Consider the following 18,375-nt stretch of genomic DNA (forward strand, 5'->3'; position numbering starts at 1 on the left):
CTCGTCGAAACCATCGAGGCAGCCGAATGCAAGAACTACTTCGAAAACGCAGGCTACGCTTCCGTCAAAATATGAAACGCTCTAGGGTCTTCGCGACGTCGCTTCGCGACTGCTACGCCCTAGGATGACGACGCGTGGGGTTCGCAAAAGTGACGTCAATCAACGATCGCCAACCTCTCGCAGTTCTGGCAGCGCCGTTCCCCTCGTCATCCACTTGCAAAGCGACTCTCGACATAGGCCAGGTCCCGCTGAATGACATCCCGCTTGTCTTGCGACAGACCGGCAAGCAGCTTTTCATCGAGATATCCTGCTCGAATAAGCTGCGCGAACACGAAGAGAAGCTGCGAATAGCGATAGTCGAACGTGCGATCGATTTCCCGTCGCTGTTCACGCAAATAGCCTTCGAGCTCCCACATCTCGGAGGGCTGCGTCACCGCACTCGCCTTGCTTTTGAAGTCGGCCATCGTCTTTGCGAGCGCCGCCTCAAGAGCGGTATCGAAGGCATGGCGCGCGAGCTTCTTTTCGGATCCGGACCACTCGAAATCACTCATTTGATATCTCCATGGATGCCCTGTGAATTCAACCCAGGTTTTCACGAAAACGTGCCTGCTGCTACCCCCGCGCCGCCCAAAGCAAACCCCGCTCCACCATCAGCGCCATTTCCGGCACCGCGAACTCATCCGCCGTGTGACCAAGGGAACTGTAGAAAACCTTCCCCGCCCCATAGCGCCGTTTCCAGACGACCGGCATGACGACGCCGCCTATCCCCGGAAAATGCGCGTCGGTGAAGGTGGTGGTCGCCAGCACCTCGTTGCTTGGGTCGACATGCATGTAATATTGCTCCGACCGGTAGGCGAAATCGCTGATACCTTTTGTGATCGGATCGTCCGGCCGGGTGATGGCGACGTGATAGTCGATGATGTTGCCGGGATGCGCGACCCATTGACCGCCGGTCATGAACTGATAGTCGGGCTCGTTGCGGAAACTGTCGCCCATCGTCCCGTGGAAACCGCCGAGTCCGCTCCCCCCGAGAACCGCATGCGTCAGGTTCTGCAGTTCGGTCTTCTCGATCGTCGACATGGTGGTGACGGGCACGATGAGATCGAATGACGACAGCTCCGGATCGGCGAACATCGCCGTGCCTTCGCCCAACGTGACGTCGAAGCCGTTTCGCTCAAGCAAGGTGCGAACGATCTTCGCGCTCTGCTCCGGCGTATGGCCCTCCCAGCCGCCCCAGGCGATCAAGGCCTTCTTTGGCATGGTGTACCTCCCTTGGAGCACTCCGCTTCGATCGATCCGGCGTCAGCGCCAGCCCAGAGCCGGCGCGACATGGGTCAGGATCGCCTCGATGACATGCGCATTATAGTCGACGCCGAGCTGGTTCGGAACGGTGAGCAGCAGCGTGTCGGCCTCGGCGATCGCCTCGTCCTGCGCCAATTCCTTGATCAGCACATCCGGCTCAGCCGCATAGCTGCGCCCGAAGATCGCCTTGGTGTTCTCCTCGATGAAGCCGATCTGGTCGCGGCTTTCGTTGCCGCGGCCGAAATAGGCACGGTCGTGATCGTCGACCAGCGCGAAGATGCTGCGGCTGACCGAGACGCGCGGCTCGCGCTTGTGGCCGGCCGCCTTCCAGGCCTCGCGATAGATGCGGATCTGCTCGGCCTGCTGGATGTGGAACGGCTTGCCGCTCTCGTCGAATTTGAGCGTCGAGCTCTGCAGGTTCATGCCGAGCTTGGCCGCCCATTCCGACGTGGCGTTGGTAGCCGCACCCCACCAGATCCGCTCGCGCAAACCCTCCGAATGCGGCTCGAGGCGCAAGAGGCCGGGCGGATTGGGGAACATCGGCCGCGGATTGGGCTGGGCGAACCCCTCGCCCCGCAGCGTCTCGAGGAATACCTCGGCATGATGCCGCGCCATGTCGGCGTCGCTTTTGCCTTCCGGTGGCGCGTAGCCAAAATGGCGCCAGCCATCGATCACCTGCTCGGGCGAGCCACGGCTGATGCCAAGCTGCAGGCGGCCGCCGGCGATGATGTCGGCGGCACCGGCATCTTCCGCCATGTAGAGCGGATTCTCATAGCGCATGTCGATTACTGCAGTGCCAATCTCGATGCGGCTGGTCTTGGCGCCAACGGCGGCCAGCAGCGGGAACGGCGAAGCGAGTTGGCGGGCGAAATGATGCACGCGGAAATACGCCCCATCCGCGCCAAGCTGTTCGGCGGCGACGGCGAGGTCGATGGATTGCAAAAGCGCGTCCGATGCCGAGCGCACTTGCGATTGCGACGAGGGCGTCCAGTGCCCGAACGACAGGAAACCGATTTTCTTCATAGCCATGCGATATAAGGATGCGCGTCAGGCTTCAATGCCAAAGAGATTTTTCGACGCACCCGATCAAGGCTCATGCATCGCTGTTTTCGAAGGCGCCGATGCCTTGTGCGATAAGGTTGGTCGCCATGACCAATGAGACGATTGCCGCGGAATTGAAGACGACCACCCACCATTTGCCGCCGGTCAGGAAGCCGTAGCCGTCGGCGACGGCCAGTCCCCAGTCGGCCGATGGCGGCTGGATGCCGAGGCCGAGAAAGCTCAGCGTCGCGATCGAAAAGAACGCGTAGCCCAGCCTTGTGACCAGCTCGATCAAGATCGTTTCCCTGATGTTGGGCAGTATCTCCAGAAACATGATGGCGAGCGGGCCCTCGCCGCCAAGCCGCGCAGCGCTGACATAGTCGCGCTCCTTCTGCTCGCGCACGGCGGCGCGGACGGTGCGAGCCACCAGCGGCGCGTAGGCGATGCCGATCACCAGGATGACGGTCAGGTTCGACGGGCCGATCGCCACCAGCGTCATGGTGACGAGAACAATGAACGGAAACGCCATCAGCGTATCGAGCAGCCGCGCGCCGATGGCATCGACCAGGCCGTCGAAATAGCCGAGCACCAGACCGATGATGCTGCCGGCGGCAACGCCGGCCAGCGTCGCCAGCGGCGCAACCAGCAGGATATCGCGCGATCCGACGACTATGCGGGACAGCACGTCGCGGCCGAGATGATCGGTGCCGAACCAGTGCAGCGCATCGGGCGGCGTCAGCATCGCCAGAAAATCCTCGGCATAGGGATCGTAGGGAACGAAGAGGTTGCCGAACAGTGCGCAAACGACCCAGAACAGAAGCAGCAGCGATCCGACCACGACCGACGGGGCCAGTCCGGGGAAAACACTGCGGATCCTGCGCACTGCCGGAAAGCCGGCCACCGCGCGCCGTGGTGCGGGAAACTCCGCCAGATCCGTCATGGCGAGGTCCGGCGGCGTTGCCGCGGATCGAGCAGCGCCAACACGAGGTCGCCGGCCGCCGCCGACAGCACGAAGATTGCCGCCATCACCAGCACGCCGGCCTCGAGCATCGGGAAATCGCGTGCCTTGGCCGCATTCAGAACCAGATTGCCAAGCCCCTGGATGCCGAACAGCGCCTCGATCACCACCAGCCCGCCAAGCATGTAGCCGGTCTGCGTCGCCAGCACCGCGATGGTCGGCGTCAGCGCGTTGCGCAGCACGTGCCGAAAGATGATCTCGCGCCGCTCCAGCCCTTTCAGGACGGCGGTGCGCGTATAGTCGGCGGCCATTGCCTCGATCACCCCTGCCCGCGTCATCCGGGCGATGTAGCCGGCAAGGTTCAGCACCAGCGGCAGCGCCGGCAGGATCAGATAATAGCCATGCGTCCAGAAGCCCGCGCCATCGGGCGCAACGCCGGAGATCGGGAACCAGTTCAGCCACAGGCCGAAGAGGATAAGGAGCATCAGCCCGGAAACGAAATCAGGCACGATGCCGAAGGAAACGCCCGCCATCACGATCAGCCGGTCGATCAGGCGGCCGGCATTGAGACCCGCGATGACGCCGGCCCCTACACCAAGCGGCACGAGAAAAATCAGAATAATGCCGGCAAGGGCAGCAGAGCGCTTGAGGCTTTCGAGCACGAACGGCGCCACCGGCCCGCGCATAGACAACGAGGTGCCGAAGTCACCGGTCACGGCCTTGCTGAACCATAGCCAGTACTGGACGAGAATCGGCTGGTCGGCGCCGAGCCGCTTGTTCAGTTCCGCCACCGCCTGCGCGTCGGCAAACGGACCGAGCATCACGCGGCCGACATCGCCGGGCAGGACCTGCCCGGCGAAGAACACCAGGATGCTGACCAGCCACAGCGTGAGGACAAGTGTGCCCACACGCGTTGACAAAGTGCCGCCCGTCAGCATGTCTCGATCATGCCTGGACGAAGGAAACGCGGTCGAGCAGCAGATGCGAGATCGCCGTGAAGCGCACGCCCTCGACCTTGGAGCTGACGATTCGGCTGTATTGCGAGAAGTAGCTGATGATCGCCGGCGTTTCGTCGAGCAGCAAGGTCTGGATCTTGCCGGCAACGAGGCGCTGTGCCTGCAGATCACGCGCCTTCGAGTAATCGAGCAGCAGCGCATCATAGGCCGGGTTGTTGAAATGCGCCGCGTTCCAGGCTCCCGAACTCTTCAGCGTGGCGTTGAGGAAGATGTCGGGAGTGCCGCGATGGCCGTAGTCGGTGATGCCGAGCACCGAATCCAGCCATGGCGAGCTGCCGAAGGTCGCCGAGCCGTAATAGGCGTCCTGCGGCAGGACATTGAGCTTGATGTCGATGCCGGCCTTCCTGGCGAAGTTCTGGATGATCACCGCATAGTCGGGAATGTCATAGGCGCGTTCGGTGGTCAGCGTCACCTCGAAGCCGTTGGGCACGCCCGCCTCGCCAAGCAGGCGCTTGGCCTCGGCAATGTCTTGCTTGCGCTGCGGCACCGATGGATCGGCCGATGGGAAGATCGGCGCGAACGGGGTGTCGTTGCCGACGATGGCGCGGCCCTTCAGCAGGCCCTTGACGATCGCCTCGCGATCGAGCGTGAGCGCCAGCGCGCGGCGGACCCGCTTGTCGGTGAACGGAGCCTGGTCGGTTCTGAGATGCACCTGGTCATGCGAGCTTGCCTGCACGCTGAGCAGCTTGAAGTTGGGATTGCCTTCGATCGCGAGTTCCAGGCGCGTCGTGCTCGGGATGACGTCGAGCTGGCCGGCCTGCAGCGCCAGCACCTGCGCCTGCTCATCATCGAAGAACTTGATCTCGACCCGGTCGGGCAGCGCCTTGTCGCTCCAGTAATCCTCATTGCGCACGAAGCTGGCGCCTTGCTTGGGACGGAAGGATTCCAGCTTGAACGGGCCGGTGCCGTTGAAAGTCTTCTCGAAATCACCGGCATAGTCGGCCGGCAGGATGACGGCATTGTAGACGTCGGAGGAGACATAGAAGGGGAAGTTGCTGTTGGGGCCATCGAGGTCGAAGGCGACCGTCTCATCGTCGACCAGCTTGGCGCCGCCCTTGGACAGGATGCCCTTGTAGGCCGACAAGGCCGACGAGCCGCTGGCCGGATCGACCAGCCGCTCGAAGCTCGCCACAACATCCCTAGCGGTGACCGCGCGACCATCGTGGAATTTCACCCCTGGCCGCAATTTGAAGGTCCAGCGACTGGCCGTCTCGTTTGCCTCCCAGGACAGAGCGAGCTTCGGCTGCAGACCATCCTTCGGATCGTCGAGGATCAGATATTCGCCGACCTGGCTGATCACCCCGATGCTGGCCGGATCGGTCACTGAAACCGGATCGATCGCCTTGGTCGGCTGGCCGAGCCCGACGCGAACCGTGCCGCCGGCAGCAGTCGCGGCGCGCGCGCCTCCAAGCCCCTGCGAGGCGGCAAAGCCGGTCAGGCCGAGCAGTGCGGCGTATTTCAGGAGATCGCGGCGCTTGAGAAAGCCGCCCTGGTATTCGTCGACGGCGACATTCCAGATGTCCCCCGACAGGTTGCGAACTGCGTCGATATCTCTGCGTTTGGTCATGTTAAATCCCTGCTCTGAAATGAAGATTGAAAAGCTAGGCGACGGGTTCGCCGTCGAGATGGATGCGGTCTACGGCCTGCGGATAGAAGGCGATGAGCCCTTTGATCTTCGGCATTTCCTCTATCGGATTCCGGTAGCTCCAGGCGATGTCCGGGCGCACCGAACCGTCGCTCAGCAGGCCGGACCAGTAGGAGGCGATGCCCTTGTAGGGACATCGCGTCGTTGTGGCCGAGGTCGTCAGCCGCTCCAGCCGGACGTCTTCCGCTGGCAGATAGAAACGCGTCGGCAGATGCGTCTCGAACAGCAGCACAGGGCGGTGGCTTTCGGCGATCGGCTCGCCGTCGAACCAGACCTGCACATGGCTCGAGCTTTGCAGCACATCGATGCGCGCATACGGGTCTCGGGCGTGGACGAAGACTTCCTCTTCCTCCTCGAACCATTGGTCGACGGCCTTCCAGGTGAAGGCGATGCGCCCGGCCAGCGGCGCCAGGTTTTCATCCGGCGGCGAGACGAACGACCAGGCGGCGTTGGCGCTTCGCCTGTCGCCGCTGTCGATATCCCAATAGGCGGTTTCGCCACCGACCGGATGCGGCTCGCGATGCAGCGAGGGTTTCAGCACCGACGGATCGACCGCCGACGGCGGGAAGAAATAGATCGGCAGGAAATGGTTGGAGCGCAGCACCAGCACGTTGCGGCTGTCGGCGATGGTACGGCCGCCGAATCTGACGCGCACGCGCTTGGGGCTGTGCAGGACATTGACGAGCCGCGGCGCGGTTGCTTCGCGCGGCTGCAATCTTGGTGCGACGGTCATGATTGGTCTCCCGGTCAGGACACGGCGCGCGCATTGTCGCGCTGTTCGGCGAAGCGGTTGGCCGGCCGCGCCAGGCCGAAGCGGTCGCGCAGCGTTCCCGGCGCGTATTCGAGGGGGAATACGCCACGGCGCTGGAGCTCCGGCACCACCTGTTCGGCGAAGTTCACCCAGTCCTCGGGCAGCAGCGGGAACATCAGGTTGAAGCCGTCGGCGGCACCCGAAACGAACCAGTCCTGCAACTGGTCCGCGATCTGTACCGGCGTGCCGGCAACCGTCGGCACCGAACCGCTGTTGGCGAGCTTGCGGGCGATCTCGCGCAGGCTGAGATTCTGCTTCGCCCACTGCTTGACCCGGTTGAGCGATGTGCGCCCGCCATTGAACGTGCTTTCGTCCGGCAGCGGCGGCAGCGGCCCGTCCGGCGGGAACAGCGACAGGTCCAGCCCGCTCCAGCTCGACAGAAGGTCGATGCCGACCTGGTCGGGCAGCAAGGTCTGCAGATACTCCTGCTTCTCCCGCCCTTCCGCTTCGGAGGCGGCGACGATCGGCAAGATGCCGGGCAGGATCTTAAAGCTCTCCGGCCGCCTGCCGTGGCGGGCCAGCCGCTCGTTGATATCCTGACGGTATTTGATGCCATCCTCCTTGGTGCTGTAGATGGCGAAGTGCGCATCGGCCTGGGCGGTGGCGAAGTTCTTGCCGTCTTCGGAGGATCCGGCCTGGACGATCAGCGGATGACCTTGCGGCGGCCGCGAGACGTTGAGCGGCCCGCGCACCTTGAAATGCTTGCCCTTATGGTCGATGGGGTGGACCTTGTCGGGATCGGCGAAATAGCCCGACGCCTTGTCGATCAGCAGCGCCTCGTCTTCCCAACTGTCCCACAGCGCTTTGACGATATCGAGGAATTCGGCCGCGCGCTCATAGCGGAATGCATGTTCGATATTGCCGTCGCGGCCGAAATTGCGCGCCTCCTCGTCCATAGCCGAGGTGACGACGTTCCAAGACGCCCTGCCCTTGCTGATATGGTCGAGCGACGCGAACATGCGCGCCACATTGTAGGGCTCGCTGTAGGAGCTCGACGCCGTGGTGATCAGGCCGATATGCTTGGTCACGCCGGCTAGCGCCGACAACAGCGTCAGCGGTTCGAGGCGGGCATTGGCATAGTGGGCAACGCCGCTCTTGACCGAATCCCAGATCGACACGTGGTCGGCGACGAAGATGGTGTCGATCCTGGCGCGCTCGGCCGCCTGCACGAGATCGCGGTAGAACTCGAAGTCCAGCACTTCCCGGCCCGGTGCCCGCGGATGGCGCCACGACATTCGATGATCGCCCTGCGGGTTGAAGAAGAATGCGCTGAGGATCATGTGGTCTCGAGCCATGCCGGCCTCCTTCCAGATCTGCTCCGGAGACCGTCGCGCTGCTTCGGCAGGCGGCGACAATCTCTGCTGATCCGAGAAAGGTAGATTGCGCTCCGGCTTAATCCGAGTAATTTTATAGAGATAATGCGTTGCGAAAGCGGAAGCGATTGCCCTCGATCGCAGCCCGCGAAGAAAGTGGTTTCAAGTCCCCATGTCCTCCTCGGTTCTGAACGTCGACCAGCTGTCCATCGCCTATGACGGGCACAAGGGATCGCATCCCGCCGTCAGCGGCGTGTCGCTGCATATAGGCGAAGGCGAAGCGCTCGGCCTGGTCGGCGAGTCGGGATCTGGGAAAAGCTCGGTGGCGCTCGCCATCCTGCGCTATCTGCCGAAGAATGCCCGCATGGCGGTGTCAGCGCTCGAATTCCAGGGCCGGGAAATCCGCGACCTCTCCGCCGAGCAGCTGCGCCAGCTCCGGGGAAATCACATCGCCGCCGTCTACCAGCATCCGGGCGCGGCCCTCAATCCGAGCATGACGATCGGCCGGCAGATCACCGAAACGATCATGCGGCACCGCCCGGTTCGCCCCGACGAGGCGCGCGAGCGTGCCGCGGAACTGCTCGGACGGGTCCGCGTCAGCCATCCGGAGCGTGTGCTGGATCTCTATCCGCACGAATTGTCCGGTGGCATGCAGCAGCGCGCCAACATCGCCATTGCGATTGCGCTCGATCCGTCGCTGCTGGTGCTGGACGAGCCAACGACGGCGCTCGATGCCAGCGTCCAGTCCGAGATCATCGCCATCCTGCATGACCTTCGCAAGGATCACAAAACCAGCATCCTGCTGATCAGCCACGACATCCATATGATCCGCTGCTCCTGCGACCGTGTGGCGGTAATGCAGGAGGGCACGGTGGTCGAGAGCGGCGCCGTCGGCGATGTATTCGACAACCCCTCTCATGCCTACACAAAGGCGCTCATCGCCTCGATCCCGGCGCTCAACTACACCAAGCGGGACGGAAGACTGGCGGAGACGGACGGCATGCCAGCGCACCCCACAGCCCAAGGCGAAGACGCCGGCTTGCCAAAAGAACGCCGGATCGCGATCGCCTGCAAAGGCATCAGTCATGCCTTCGGCAGCCAGCCAGTGCTGCACGGCATCGATCTCGACATCGGCCAAGGCGAAACCTTCGGGCTGATCGGCGAGTCCGGTTCCGGCAAGTCGACCCTGGCACGCATCGTCACCGGCCTGCAGACGCCCAGCGCCGGATCGGTCGAGCTGTTCGGCAGAACGGTCGCGCCGCGCGTCGAGAAGAGAAACCTTGCCGAACGCCGCGACGTGCAGATGGTCTTCCAGTCGCCGGATCGCACGCTCAACCCGCGCCAGCGGATCGGCAGGATCCTTGGCCGCCCGTTGCGGCGGCTCGCCGGGCTGCGCGGCAGTGAGGTGAGAGCGCGCGTCAGCGACCTGCTGCAATCGGTCCGCCTCGCCGGCGCCACGGCCGAGCAGAAATCGCGGTCGCTTTCCGGCGGACAACGGCAACGGGCGGCGATCGCGCGCGCCTTCGCCGGCGTGCCGAAGGTCGTCGTGCTCGACGAACCCACCTCCGCACTCGACGTCTCGGTCCAGGCGACAGTGCTCAACCTGCTCAACGACCTGCAGCGCGACAAGGACACCACCTATCTGTTCATCAGCCACGACCTCAGGGTGGTGCGCTACATGGCCGACAGAATTGGCGTGCTCTATCGCGGCCGCTTGGTCGAGACAGGCTCATCCGACCAGATCTTTCGCGGCCCGAACCACCCCTACACCGCACTGCTTCTGGCGGCATCTTCCGATGAGGCCGCGCCAAAGCTTTCCGCTTCGGTCGAGACAGAGGCCACCGGCATCCCGAACACGGGATGCTCCTTCGCCGACCGCTGCCCGCTGGTCCTGCCCGACTGCAGAAAGGCAGAGTCGCCCGCTAACGAGGTCGCGCACGGCCACCGGATCGCCTGCTGGCGGCACAGCCAGGGTTTTTGAGCGGCTCAACAGCAGCCCGAAGGCCCGCGGCAGCTCGGTTTTAGCGGCAGGCGCGATGCGATGCCGGGATTGTCGCAGCATTGGAATCCAGCTTGCAAAAGCCATCTTTTGAGGCCAGCCTAGACGGATGATGGCACGCCGGTCGCCAAAACATATTCTTGTCATGCTGCTCGCGGTATTCCTGACCGCCGGGTTCAGCCTGTCTGCCGCTCAGGCGAGCGTCATGTCGGCGAAGATGATGATGACGACTGGCAGCGGCATGCCTGCCGGCACCGGCATGGCCAGGATGGCCGACACCGCCATGAATGGCGATTGTAGCGCGTGCCTCAAGGGCGCCGCCGACAGTGGCAAATCGATGCATTGTCCGCCGACCTGCGTCGCACCGGTGCTCGCGGTGTTGCCGCTCGAGTTCGCGGCGATGACTTTGACCCGGGCATCGCTGCCGTCGGCACTGCCGACCCCGTTCCTTCATGGGCGAAGTTCCTTGCCCGACCCATTCCCTCCCAAATCCACCGATCTCGTCTGACGCAGTTTCAGCCGCCTCGCGGCTGACTTCTGGCGTTTGATTACCGCTGGCGCTTTGCGCCGGCGAGCACACGGCAACTCGACGTCGAGAGGCTCGCCGTCGATCGAGATCGCAAAGGGCTTGAGAGTGAGTATCGATTTCAGTCATTCCATTTCACGCCGCAGGTTTGTCCTCGCGGCGGCGGGCGTTGCGGCGGCCACCGTAGTGCGCCCCGTATCGTCGATGGCATCCGCCGTCGATGAGCGCCGCATAAGGATGGCGCCGGGCCAGGCCATGTTCACCGGCGCTAGCGGTCCGCTTACGCCTGTCTGGACCTATGATGGGACGGTCCCAGGCCCGGTGCTGCGCTTACGCCAAGGCCAGCCCGCCCGTATCGTCGTCGAGAACGGATTGAACGAGGACACGACAGTCCACTGGCATGGCATCCGCCTGCAAAACGCCATGGACGGCGTGCCCGGCCTGACACAGCCGCCGATCAAGCCGGGGACAGATTGCGTCTATGAATTCACGCCGCCCGACGCCGGCACCTTCTGGTACCATCCGCATGCCAACAGCCTCGTGCAGCTCGGCCGCGGGCTGGCCGGCGTCCTCGTTGTCGAGGAGACCGAACCTGTCGCCGTCGACCGCGACCTCCTGTGGTTGCTGCAGGACTGGCGGCTTGCCGACGACGGGCAGATGGCCCTCGGCTTCGGCAGCGCGATGGACGCGGCGATGTCCGGCCGCGTCGGCAACGTCGTCACCATCAACGGCACGGCGCCGGCCGACCAGAGCGCAAGGGCGGGCGAACGCGTCAGGCTGCGGCTGGCCAATGCCTCGCTCGCCCGCATCATGGCGTTGCGCTTCGAAGGCCACCGCCCGGTCGTCGTGGCGATCGACGGCCAGCCCTGTGATCCGCACGAACCGGATGACGGCCGTCTTGTTCTGGCACCCGCCATGCGCATCGATGTCATGATCGACACGCAGGGCGACCCGGGCAAGCGTTACGCGGTGATCGACGACTTCTATGACGGTCTCGCCTATACGCTGACCACGCTTGCCTATGACAGCGCATCGCCGCTTCGGACCCATCCTCTCGACACGCCGCTTGGCCTGCCGCGCAACCCGTTGCAGCAACCCGATCTCGCAAGCGCCGAACGTCAGGAGATCGTCCTGCAGGGCGGCATGATGGGTGGCGGCAAGCTCGCCGGCGTCGGCGGCATGATGGGCATGGCGACACCCGGCATGAAGGGTGGCGCGGCCTGGGCGATCAACGGCATGTCGATGACCGGTGACGGCCACGCCGGCATGGCGCCGCAGTTCACCTTGCCGCGCGGCGCAACCTGTCATCTCACCATGCGCAACGAAACCGCCTGGTGGCACCCGATGCACATCCACGGCTTCAGCATGCTGGTGCTTGCGCGCAACGGTTCGCCGGTGACGCACCGGCAATGGCAGGACACGGTGCTGCTCGCCCCCAAGGACACGATCGAATGCGCTTTCGTCGCCGACAATCCAGGCGACTGGATGCTGCACTGCCATGTCGCCGACCACCAGATGGCCGGCCTCATGACGGTGTTTCGAGTGACCTGATTTTCTCGTCAAACAACGTCAAGACAACAAGGAGAACTGCGATGAAACTGACTTACTCCCTCGCCGCCTTAGCGGTCGCGATCGCCATGCCGCTGCCAGCTGTCGCGGCGACCATCAACGCGGTGATGTACAAGAACCCGCAATGCAGCTGCTGCGAATCCTATGCCAACTATCTGGAACACAACGGCTTCAAGGTCGACATCAAGCCGGTCAACAACCTGTCCCAGATCAGCAGCGATGCCGGCGTGCCGGCCGACCTCGAAGGCTGCCACACGCTGATGGTCGACGGCTATGTCGTCGATGGCTTGGTGCCGGTCGATATCGTCAAGAAACTGCTGACGGAGCGGCCCGCCATCACCGGCATCACGCTAGCCGGCATGCCGACCGGCGCTCCCGGCATGGGTGGCGACAAGGCCGGCCCGTTCATCGTCTACGCCTTCACCAAGGACGGCAAGGCGCCCACCGTCTACGCGACGGACTGAAAGGCAACCGCGATGTCTGCCGATATGTCGGATTGCCCTGCCCGAACCTGGCTCGCCATGATGTTCCGGTCCTTCGCACGGCCTCGTGTCCTGCTTTTGCGCCATTTCGCATACAAGGACATGAGTTTGTGCTAATATACAATGGCCATGCACCTTCGTGCGTGACCAACCAATGGGAGGATGCAATGAAAACCATAAATCGCAGGTCTGCAATTGCTCTCGGTGTGACGGCCGCCGCGATTACGCCTCTGTTCACCCTGGCGGCATCCGCGAAGGTCAAGAAATACGGCCCGAAGGAAGGCAAGGAGATTGCGCCCGGTGTAAGGGTGGTGGAGGTCGGCACCGGCGACTCCGACATCGCCGCTTACAAGAGCATCGCGATCGTCGATGTGGTGTTTCAGCCCGGAGCGCACGCTTCCGCGATGATGATGGACAACGACATGGTATGCACCATCACTTCAGGCGCGTTCACCATCAAGAAGGCAGACAAGGAATTCAAGCTCAAGACGGGTGACATGTACACCTGCGCCAAGGGCAAGACCGACGAGGCGACGAATACAAGCAAAGAGGTCGGCGTGCATCGTATCGCCGTCCTGATACCTGCGTAGCAGTTGGAGTTCCGGCCGGACAGGCGGCTTGCATGCTGTCCGGCCGTCGTTTGCGTATCGCCGGGTGCTAGCCTCGTCCGGCATGATTGGGCCTACCACAAGCGCCTACGCCATTTCGGGGCGTTTTGAACCCTCGCGGATGGCCTTGTGCACGCCGCGCTGCAGATCCATGAATGCAGGGCTTTCCATCACCTCTTCGCGGCGCGGGCGCTCGATATCGACGTTGAAGGTCTGGGTGATGCGGCCCGGGCCGATGCCCATGACGACGATGCGGTCCGACAGATAGACGGCCTCCTCCACATCATGGGTGACAAACAGGACGGTCAACCTGTGTTCCTCCCAGATCTGGGTGAGCAGTTCCTGCATCTGGTGCCGGGTCAAGGCATCGAGCGCGCCGAAGGGCTCGTCCATCAACAGCATCTTGGGCCGGTAGGAAAGCGCGCGCGCAATGGCGACGCGCTGTTTCATGCCGCCCGAGAGTTCGGCCGGGTAGCGGTCGGCGCTGTCGGACAGCTTGACGAGTTCGAGATGCTCCAGCGCGATCCTGCGGCAGGTCGGGCGATCGTAGCCGGCGGCCTTGAGGGCAAACTCGATGTTCTGCCGCGCCGTCAGCCAGGGAAGCAGCGTGTAGGACTGGAAGACGACGCCACGGTCGAGACCCGGCTGCAGGATCGGCGCGCCGTCGATGCTGAGATCGCCCGCGTCGAAGTCCTGCAGTCCGGCAACGATCGACAGCAGCGTGCTCTTGCCGCAGCCCGACGTACCGACCAGGGACACAAACTCGTTGTCGGCAAGATCGAGGTTGATATCGCGCAGCACTTCCGTGCGCCGTTCGCCCGTGCCGAAGCTCTTGCGGAGGCCGGCGATCCGCAATTTGGGGAAACTCATCGGCTGGACCTCATTGCGAGCGGCCCTCTTGCTTGAACAGCACCTTCTCCAGCGCCTTCATCACCTGGTCGGTGATGAGGCCAAGCAGGCCAAGCAGCAGGATGTAGCCGATGATCGTGTTGGTCTGGAAATAGCGCTGCGACACGGTGATGCGATAGCCGAGCCCCGAAGTCGCGGCGACAAGTTCGGCCAGCACCAGCCAGGTCCATGCCCAGCCCAGGCTGATGCGCAGCGTATCCCAGATACCCGGCAAGGCGCTGGGGACGACGATGCGCGTCAGGATCTTGCGATCCGGCAGGCCGAGTGTGCGCCCAAGGCCGATGAAATCGGTGGGAACCCGTTTGACGTTGTCCATGATCATAAGGACCTGCTGGAAGAAGGTGCCGATGAAGATGATCAGGAACTTCTGCGAATCTCCGGTGCCGGCCCAAAGAATGGAGAGCGGCACGAAAGCGACGACCGGCATGTAGCGGATGAAATCAACCAGCGGCTCGATGGCCGCTTCCCAAGAACGGAAACTGCCAATCAGAACGCCGATCGGTATCGACAGTACCGAGGCGATGAGGAAGCCGATGGAGATGCGATACATCGAGGCTTTGAGGTCCAGCCACAACGTGCCGTCGGCAGCGAGCTTGGCGATCTGCGTCGCGACGCTGCCCGGCGAAGGCAGGAAGATCGGCTTTACCAACCCCAGTCCGGTCGCCGCCCACCAGGCAAGGCCCAGCCCAACGAACACGGCCACCGCGATGATCAGAAAGCGCGACCTGGCGATGGGCACGCCGATCCCGGAGGATCGGCGGCGCCTCGCCTGTTTCGCGATCGGTCCTGGCGCCGGTCGCTCCCCGGGCATCTGTGTCACCACCGCGATCCGGCCTTGATCATTCCGCCGCCTTGACGAAGGACGGGTCGATCATCTGCTCCGGCGTCACATCGGCCTGCAGCAGCTTGGCGTTCTTGGCGGCGGCTTCGACATCGGCGAAGGTCTTGGTGGTGAAGTCGCCGGTGAGCGCCGTCTTGTTTTCGGCCAGCGAGTAGTAGCGCACGCCGTCAAAGGCGGTGTTGAGGTCCTTGACGTCCGAACCGACAGCCTTGGCGATGATGGCGCGGCCGCCGGGCGTATCAGCATTGTAGTCCTTGAGCGCTGCGTCCCAGCTCTTGATCATGGCCAGCACCTGGCCGGGCCGCGACTTGATCACCTCGTCACGCACCACCAGCACGTCGCTGATCAGGCCGGGATCCTCGCCGGCGGTGAACAGAAGCTTGAGGTCCTTGTTCTGCGCCATGGCGACGGTGAGGTACGGTTCATAAGTCACCGCGACCGGCACCTGACCGGCGATCAAGGCGCTGCCGGCATCGGACGCCGGCATCGGGACCGGCTTCACATCGTCGATCGACATGCCGTTCCTGGCGAGCGCGTATTTGAGCAGGATGTCGCTCGTCGTGCCTTCCTCGAAGGCGACCTGCTTGCCCTTAAGGTCCGCGATGGAGGTGACGTCCTTGCCGGCGATGATGGCGTCGGCGGTCATGGAGACGTCGAGCAGCAGCACGATCTTCACCGGCAGGCCGGCCGCAACCATGCCCATCGCCGTGTGGGTGGCGATGTTGGCGGCGTCGAGCTGGCCGCTTGCAAGTGCTGCATTGATGTCCTTGTCCTCGGCGAAGTTGACGATCTGGACGTCGCTCAGCCCGTTTGTCTTGAACAGACCCTTGGCCTCGGCGACATGCCACTGGCCATAGCCGAGCCAGGGCTCGATGCCGATCTTGAACGCTCCTGCCTCGGGCGTGGTGGGAATGGCCGCATCGGCCGCGTAGGCTGCCGGGGCGGCGGCGAGCCCGATGGCGGCGGCCATCACGAGCGCGCGAAACTGTCCTGTTAGGTTACGCATCATCTTTGTTCCCCTTGATGATCAGACCGCTTTTTCTAGCTGAGGTAGCCGGTCTGGTGAGACTGCGGGTTTCTGCTCTTGCGGCACTGTGCCTCGGCGTCTTACCTGCCACTTCATGGTGAAGTGCGAGGATATTTCAGCGTCAGCGGGAGCGGATGTCAAGGCTAAAATACATACATGCATATACAAGTTGGAAAGACTCAATTTCCCACCTTGGCCGGATCGATCCGGTCGAGGAAACCTGTCACCCGATCGGCTCCGGCAACGGGTTCGCTGCCGACCATGACCGCGACTGAGAAGGCAATGAGGGAGGAGACCGGCGTGTGGCTGCGCGCGCCAGCCCGCAGGTTCATAACCAGCGTCGGCGACAGGAAAAGACCGGCTCGCAGCACCGCGCGCCAATCGGCCGGCAGCATGCCGCGCCGTTTGAGCTCCAGCAGCAATGGCCGCCACAGCGCTGTCGCCTTGACCTCCAGCAGGTCGCGGCGGACGAGGCTCAGGTCCCAGTCCGTGTCGACATGGAGCAGATTTCCGTCCAGCCGCGCCTGGGCGCGAAAAGCCTCTGTCGCGGTCGCCGGATCATAGAGCCAGAACGGGTGGGCGAAGATGTTGTGGAACGTCGCCTTCACCTCGGCCAGCAGCGTCGGGATGTGCGAGCCGGCAAAGGCGGGATCGAAGAAGGACAGCTCCGCCCTCCCCGCCTTCGCCGTGTACCAGACATTGGCGTTGTGGGCGTCGCCATGCGCGACCACGCCGCCGGCATCGGCAAGGCGGTCGGGCCGTAAGCGCACAGCCGCGGCATCGAAAAGCTCACCGATGCTGTCGGTGTACTGCTGGTCGTTGATGACGAATTTCAGCCGGGAAAACCGATCCCAATCCAGCTCGGCACCGGGAAAGACGAACGGCTTGCCGACATAGAAATCGGCCAGCCTTCCGCCTGGTGACAAGCGTGTCTCGGCATCGATCAGCCGCTCATGAAACAGCCTGTGGATCGGCTCCGCCGCCACGTCCTCGACAGTGACGGGATGCAGCGTCTCGAGATAGACCTTGAGCAGCCTGGCCGACAGGTCGCGCTCGGCAAGAACGGCTTCTTGCCGCTTGCAGGCATCGTCCTGCCCATCCAGCGCGAACAGCACATCCGAAAATCTTGGATCCGTGCGGCGGCGATAGACAAGGATCTGCTCGCCTGGTTGGGCAGACATATGCACGGGTTGGTCGACCGGCAGGCCGGCGCGCGACAGAATCTCGGCGCGGTAATACTCGCCCGTCATCGCCTCTTCCCGCTCCTCCTGATGGAACTTGAAGAAGTAGGCCTTGCCATCGTCCTCGAAGAAGCCGTTCAACGAATTGAGGCTGTACTTGTCGAAGTTGATGCGCACATTGCGGGGGGTCATCGCGAACAGGTCGCCCAGCAATGCCGCCAGCGCGCTTTGTGCTTCGGCAACATCATGCTGCGCGAGTGCCCGGATCCGCGCCGTGCGGCTCAGTGCCGGCGTCATCTGTCGCTCCTTCCAGCCAGTTCGTTCGCCGAGGGCGAAACCGTTTTCATCGATACATGTATATACATTGGCAGCGGGGCCGCTCCGACTTGCATTCGACCTGCTTCCGTTAGCTGCTTTTTGAAGGTGAATAGCGGCTGCCGAGCGAGTAGCGGCTGCCGGCATAAGTCAGCTTGCTGATCGTCGCCACCACCGCGCCTGTCCATGTCCGGCGGTGCAGGAAGAGGCAGCAGGCGCCGACATCGATGCCCAGATGCCGCGCCGTCTCGGCATCCGCCGGGATGGCGGAAATGATATGCTCGACCTCGGTCACCGGGGTTTTCTGCATGAGGTAGTCATAGGTCGCCGTCTTCGAAAAATCCTGCTTGTCATAGTCGGGGATGAGGCTCGGATTGACGAAGCGCTCTTCCAGTTGCACCGGCAAATCATTCTCGAAATTGACGACGACAGAATGATAGATCGGGACGCGCTTTGCGAACTCGAACGACAGCGCCAGCTCCTTTGTCGGCATGATGGTTTCGAGGACGAGGACTTCGGAACGATGCCTGTTGCCGCGCTCGACGATCTCGGCTGCGATGTTGTTGATCTCGATCAGTGTCGATTGCGGCCGCGGTGGCGCGATGAAAGTTCCCACACCTTGCAGACGGATCAGGAACCCGGCCGAGGTCAACTCTCTGAGCGCCCGGTGAACCGTCATCCGCGACACGCCGAGTGAAGCCACCAACTCATTCTCGGACGGCAGCTTGCGATCCTTGCCCCACCGGCCCGTTCCGATGTTGGCCAGGATGTAGTCCTTCACCTTCTCGTAGAGAGGGCTGGCCGTGTCAGGCAAAGTGACCATTTCCAAAGT

At 63.2% G+C, this 18,375-nt stretch carries 18 protein-coding genes; 5 read left to right on the forward strand and 13 right to left on the reverse strand.

The genetic code is table 11. The features are described 5' to 3' along the window. Positions 1-206: 206 nt before the first annotated feature. From frp to NKI21_RS18370, 8 genes are all read right to left on the reverse strand, one after another. A complete protein-coding gene (frp, locus tag NKI21_RS18335; RefSeq protein ID WP_352442004.1) occupies positions 207-551 on the reverse strand; it encodes a fluorescence recovery protein in 345 nt (114 codons plus the stop codon). Between the two features lie 61 nt (positions 552-612). Further along, positions 613-1,260: a ThuA domain-containing protein gene (locus NKI21_RS18340; protein WP_352442003.1), complete on the reverse strand. Its 648-nt coding sequence runs from the start codon at positions 1,258-1,260 to the stop codon at positions 613-615. 42 nt (positions 1,261-1,302) lie between these two features. Beyond that, a complete protein-coding gene (locus NKI21_RS18345) occupies positions 1,303-2,325 on the reverse strand; it encodes an LLM class flavin-dependent oxidoreductase (protein WP_023809378.1) in 1,023 nt (340 codons plus the stop codon). A 70-nt stretch (positions 2,326-2,395) separates the two neighbouring features. Then, on the reverse strand, positions 2,396-3,283 hold the full coding sequence (locus tag NKI21_RS18350; RefSeq protein ID WP_352442002.1) for an ABC transporter permease: 888 nt from the start codon (positions 3,281-3,283) through the stop codon (positions 2,396-2,398). Beyond that, a complete protein-coding gene (locus NKI21_RS18355) occupies positions 3,280-4,239 on the reverse strand; it encodes an ABC transporter permease (RefSeq protein WP_352442001.1) in 960 nt (319 codons plus the stop codon). The genes NKI21_RS18350 and NKI21_RS18355 overlap by 4 nt, the downstream gene beginning before the upstream one ends. A gap of 7 nt (positions 4,240-4,246) precedes the next feature. Continuing rightward, positions 4,247-5,884: an ABC transporter substrate-binding protein gene (locus NKI21_RS18360; RefSeq protein WP_352442000.1), complete on the reverse strand. Its 1,638-nt coding sequence runs from the start codon at positions 5,882-5,884 to the stop codon at positions 4,247-4,249. A gap of 34 nt (positions 5,885-5,918) precedes the next feature. Then, the gene (locus NKI21_RS18365; protein ID WP_128303938.1) at positions 5,919-6,695 is read right to left on the reverse strand and encodes a DUF427 domain-containing protein; all 777 of its coding nucleotides are present in this window, start codon (positions 6,693-6,695) and stop codon (positions 5,919-5,921) included. A 14-nt stretch (positions 6,696-6,709) separates the two neighbouring features. Next, positions 6,710-8,068, reverse strand: a complete 1,359-nt coding sequence (locus NKI21_RS18370; protein ID WP_352441999.1) for an LLM class flavin-dependent oxidoreductase — start codon at positions 8,066-8,068, stop codon at positions 6,710-6,712. A 190-nt stretch (positions 8,069-8,258) separates the two neighbouring features. On the opposite strand from NKI21_RS18370, the gene NKI21_RS18375 reads away from it, so the two are divergent. From NKI21_RS18375 to NKI21_RS18395, 5 genes are all read left to right on the forward strand, one after another. Continuing rightward, on the forward strand, positions 8,259-10,067 hold the full coding sequence (locus NKI21_RS18375) for a dipeptide ABC transporter ATP-binding protein (protein ID WP_352441998.1): 1,809 nt from the start codon (positions 8,259-8,261) through the stop codon (positions 10,065-10,067). 163 nt (positions 10,068-10,230) lie between these two features. Next, positions 10,231-10,593, forward strand: coding sequence for a hypothetical protein (locus NKI21_RS18380; protein ID WP_245273081.1), 363 nt, complete (start codon positions 10,231-10,233; stop codon positions 10,591-10,593). A 132-nt stretch (positions 10,594-10,725) separates the two neighbouring features. Further along, entirely contained in the window at positions 10,726-12,162 is a 1,437-nt protein-coding gene (locus tag NKI21_RS18385) for a multicopper oxidase family protein (protein WP_502896765.1), read from the forward strand. A 41-nt stretch (positions 12,163-12,203) separates the two neighbouring features. Further along, positions 12,204-12,644: a DUF411 domain-containing protein gene (locus NKI21_RS18390; protein ID WP_352866654.1), complete on the forward strand. Its 441-nt coding sequence runs from the start codon at positions 12,204-12,206 to the stop codon at positions 12,642-12,644. Between the two features lie 185 nt (positions 12,645-12,829). Then, positions 12,830-13,252 (forward strand): hypothetical protein, encoded by a 423-nt coding sequence (locus NKI21_RS18395; RefSeq protein ID WP_023809388.1) that lies wholly within the window; start codon positions 12,830-12,832, stop codon positions 13,250-13,252. A gap of 105 nt (positions 13,253-13,357) precedes the next feature. On the opposite strand, the gene NKI21_RS18400 is transcribed toward NKI21_RS18395, so the two are convergent. From NKI21_RS18400 to hutC, 5 genes are all read right to left on the reverse strand, one after another. Beyond that, entirely contained in the window at positions 13,358-14,140 is a 783-nt protein-coding gene (locus NKI21_RS18400; RefSeq protein WP_023809389.1) for an ABC transporter ATP-binding protein, read from the reverse strand. Positions 14,141-14,150: 10 nt separating this feature from the next. After that, entirely contained in the window at positions 14,151-14,918 is a 768-nt protein-coding gene (locus NKI21_RS18405; RefSeq protein WP_031212557.1) for an ABC transporter permease, read from the reverse strand. 100 nt (positions 14,919-15,018) lie between these two features. Beyond that, positions 15,019-16,026 (reverse strand): ABC transporter substrate-binding protein, encoded by a 1,008-nt coding sequence (locus NKI21_RS18410; protein ID WP_031212560.1) that lies wholly within the window; start codon positions 16,024-16,026, stop codon positions 15,019-15,021. 200 nt (positions 16,027-16,226) lie between these two features. Next, on the reverse strand, positions 16,227-17,525 hold the full coding sequence (locus NKI21_RS18415) for a hypothetical protein (RefSeq protein ID WP_023809392.1): 1,299 nt from the start codon (positions 17,523-17,525) through the stop codon (positions 16,227-16,229). Positions 17,526-17,634: 109 nt separating this feature from the next. Further along, positions 17,635-18,366: a histidine utilization transcriptional repressor HutC gene (hutC, locus tag NKI21_RS18420; protein ID WP_023809393.1), complete on the reverse strand. Its 732-nt coding sequence runs from the start codon at positions 18,364-18,366 to the stop codon at positions 17,635-17,637. Positions 18,367-18,375: the final 9 nt, after the last annotated feature.

The organism is Mesorhizobium sp. M0715, from assembly GCF_040320355.1.
In the GTDB taxonomy this organism is placed as follows: domain Bacteria; phylum Pseudomonadota; class Alphaproteobacteria; order Rhizobiales; family Rhizobiaceae; genus Mesorhizobium.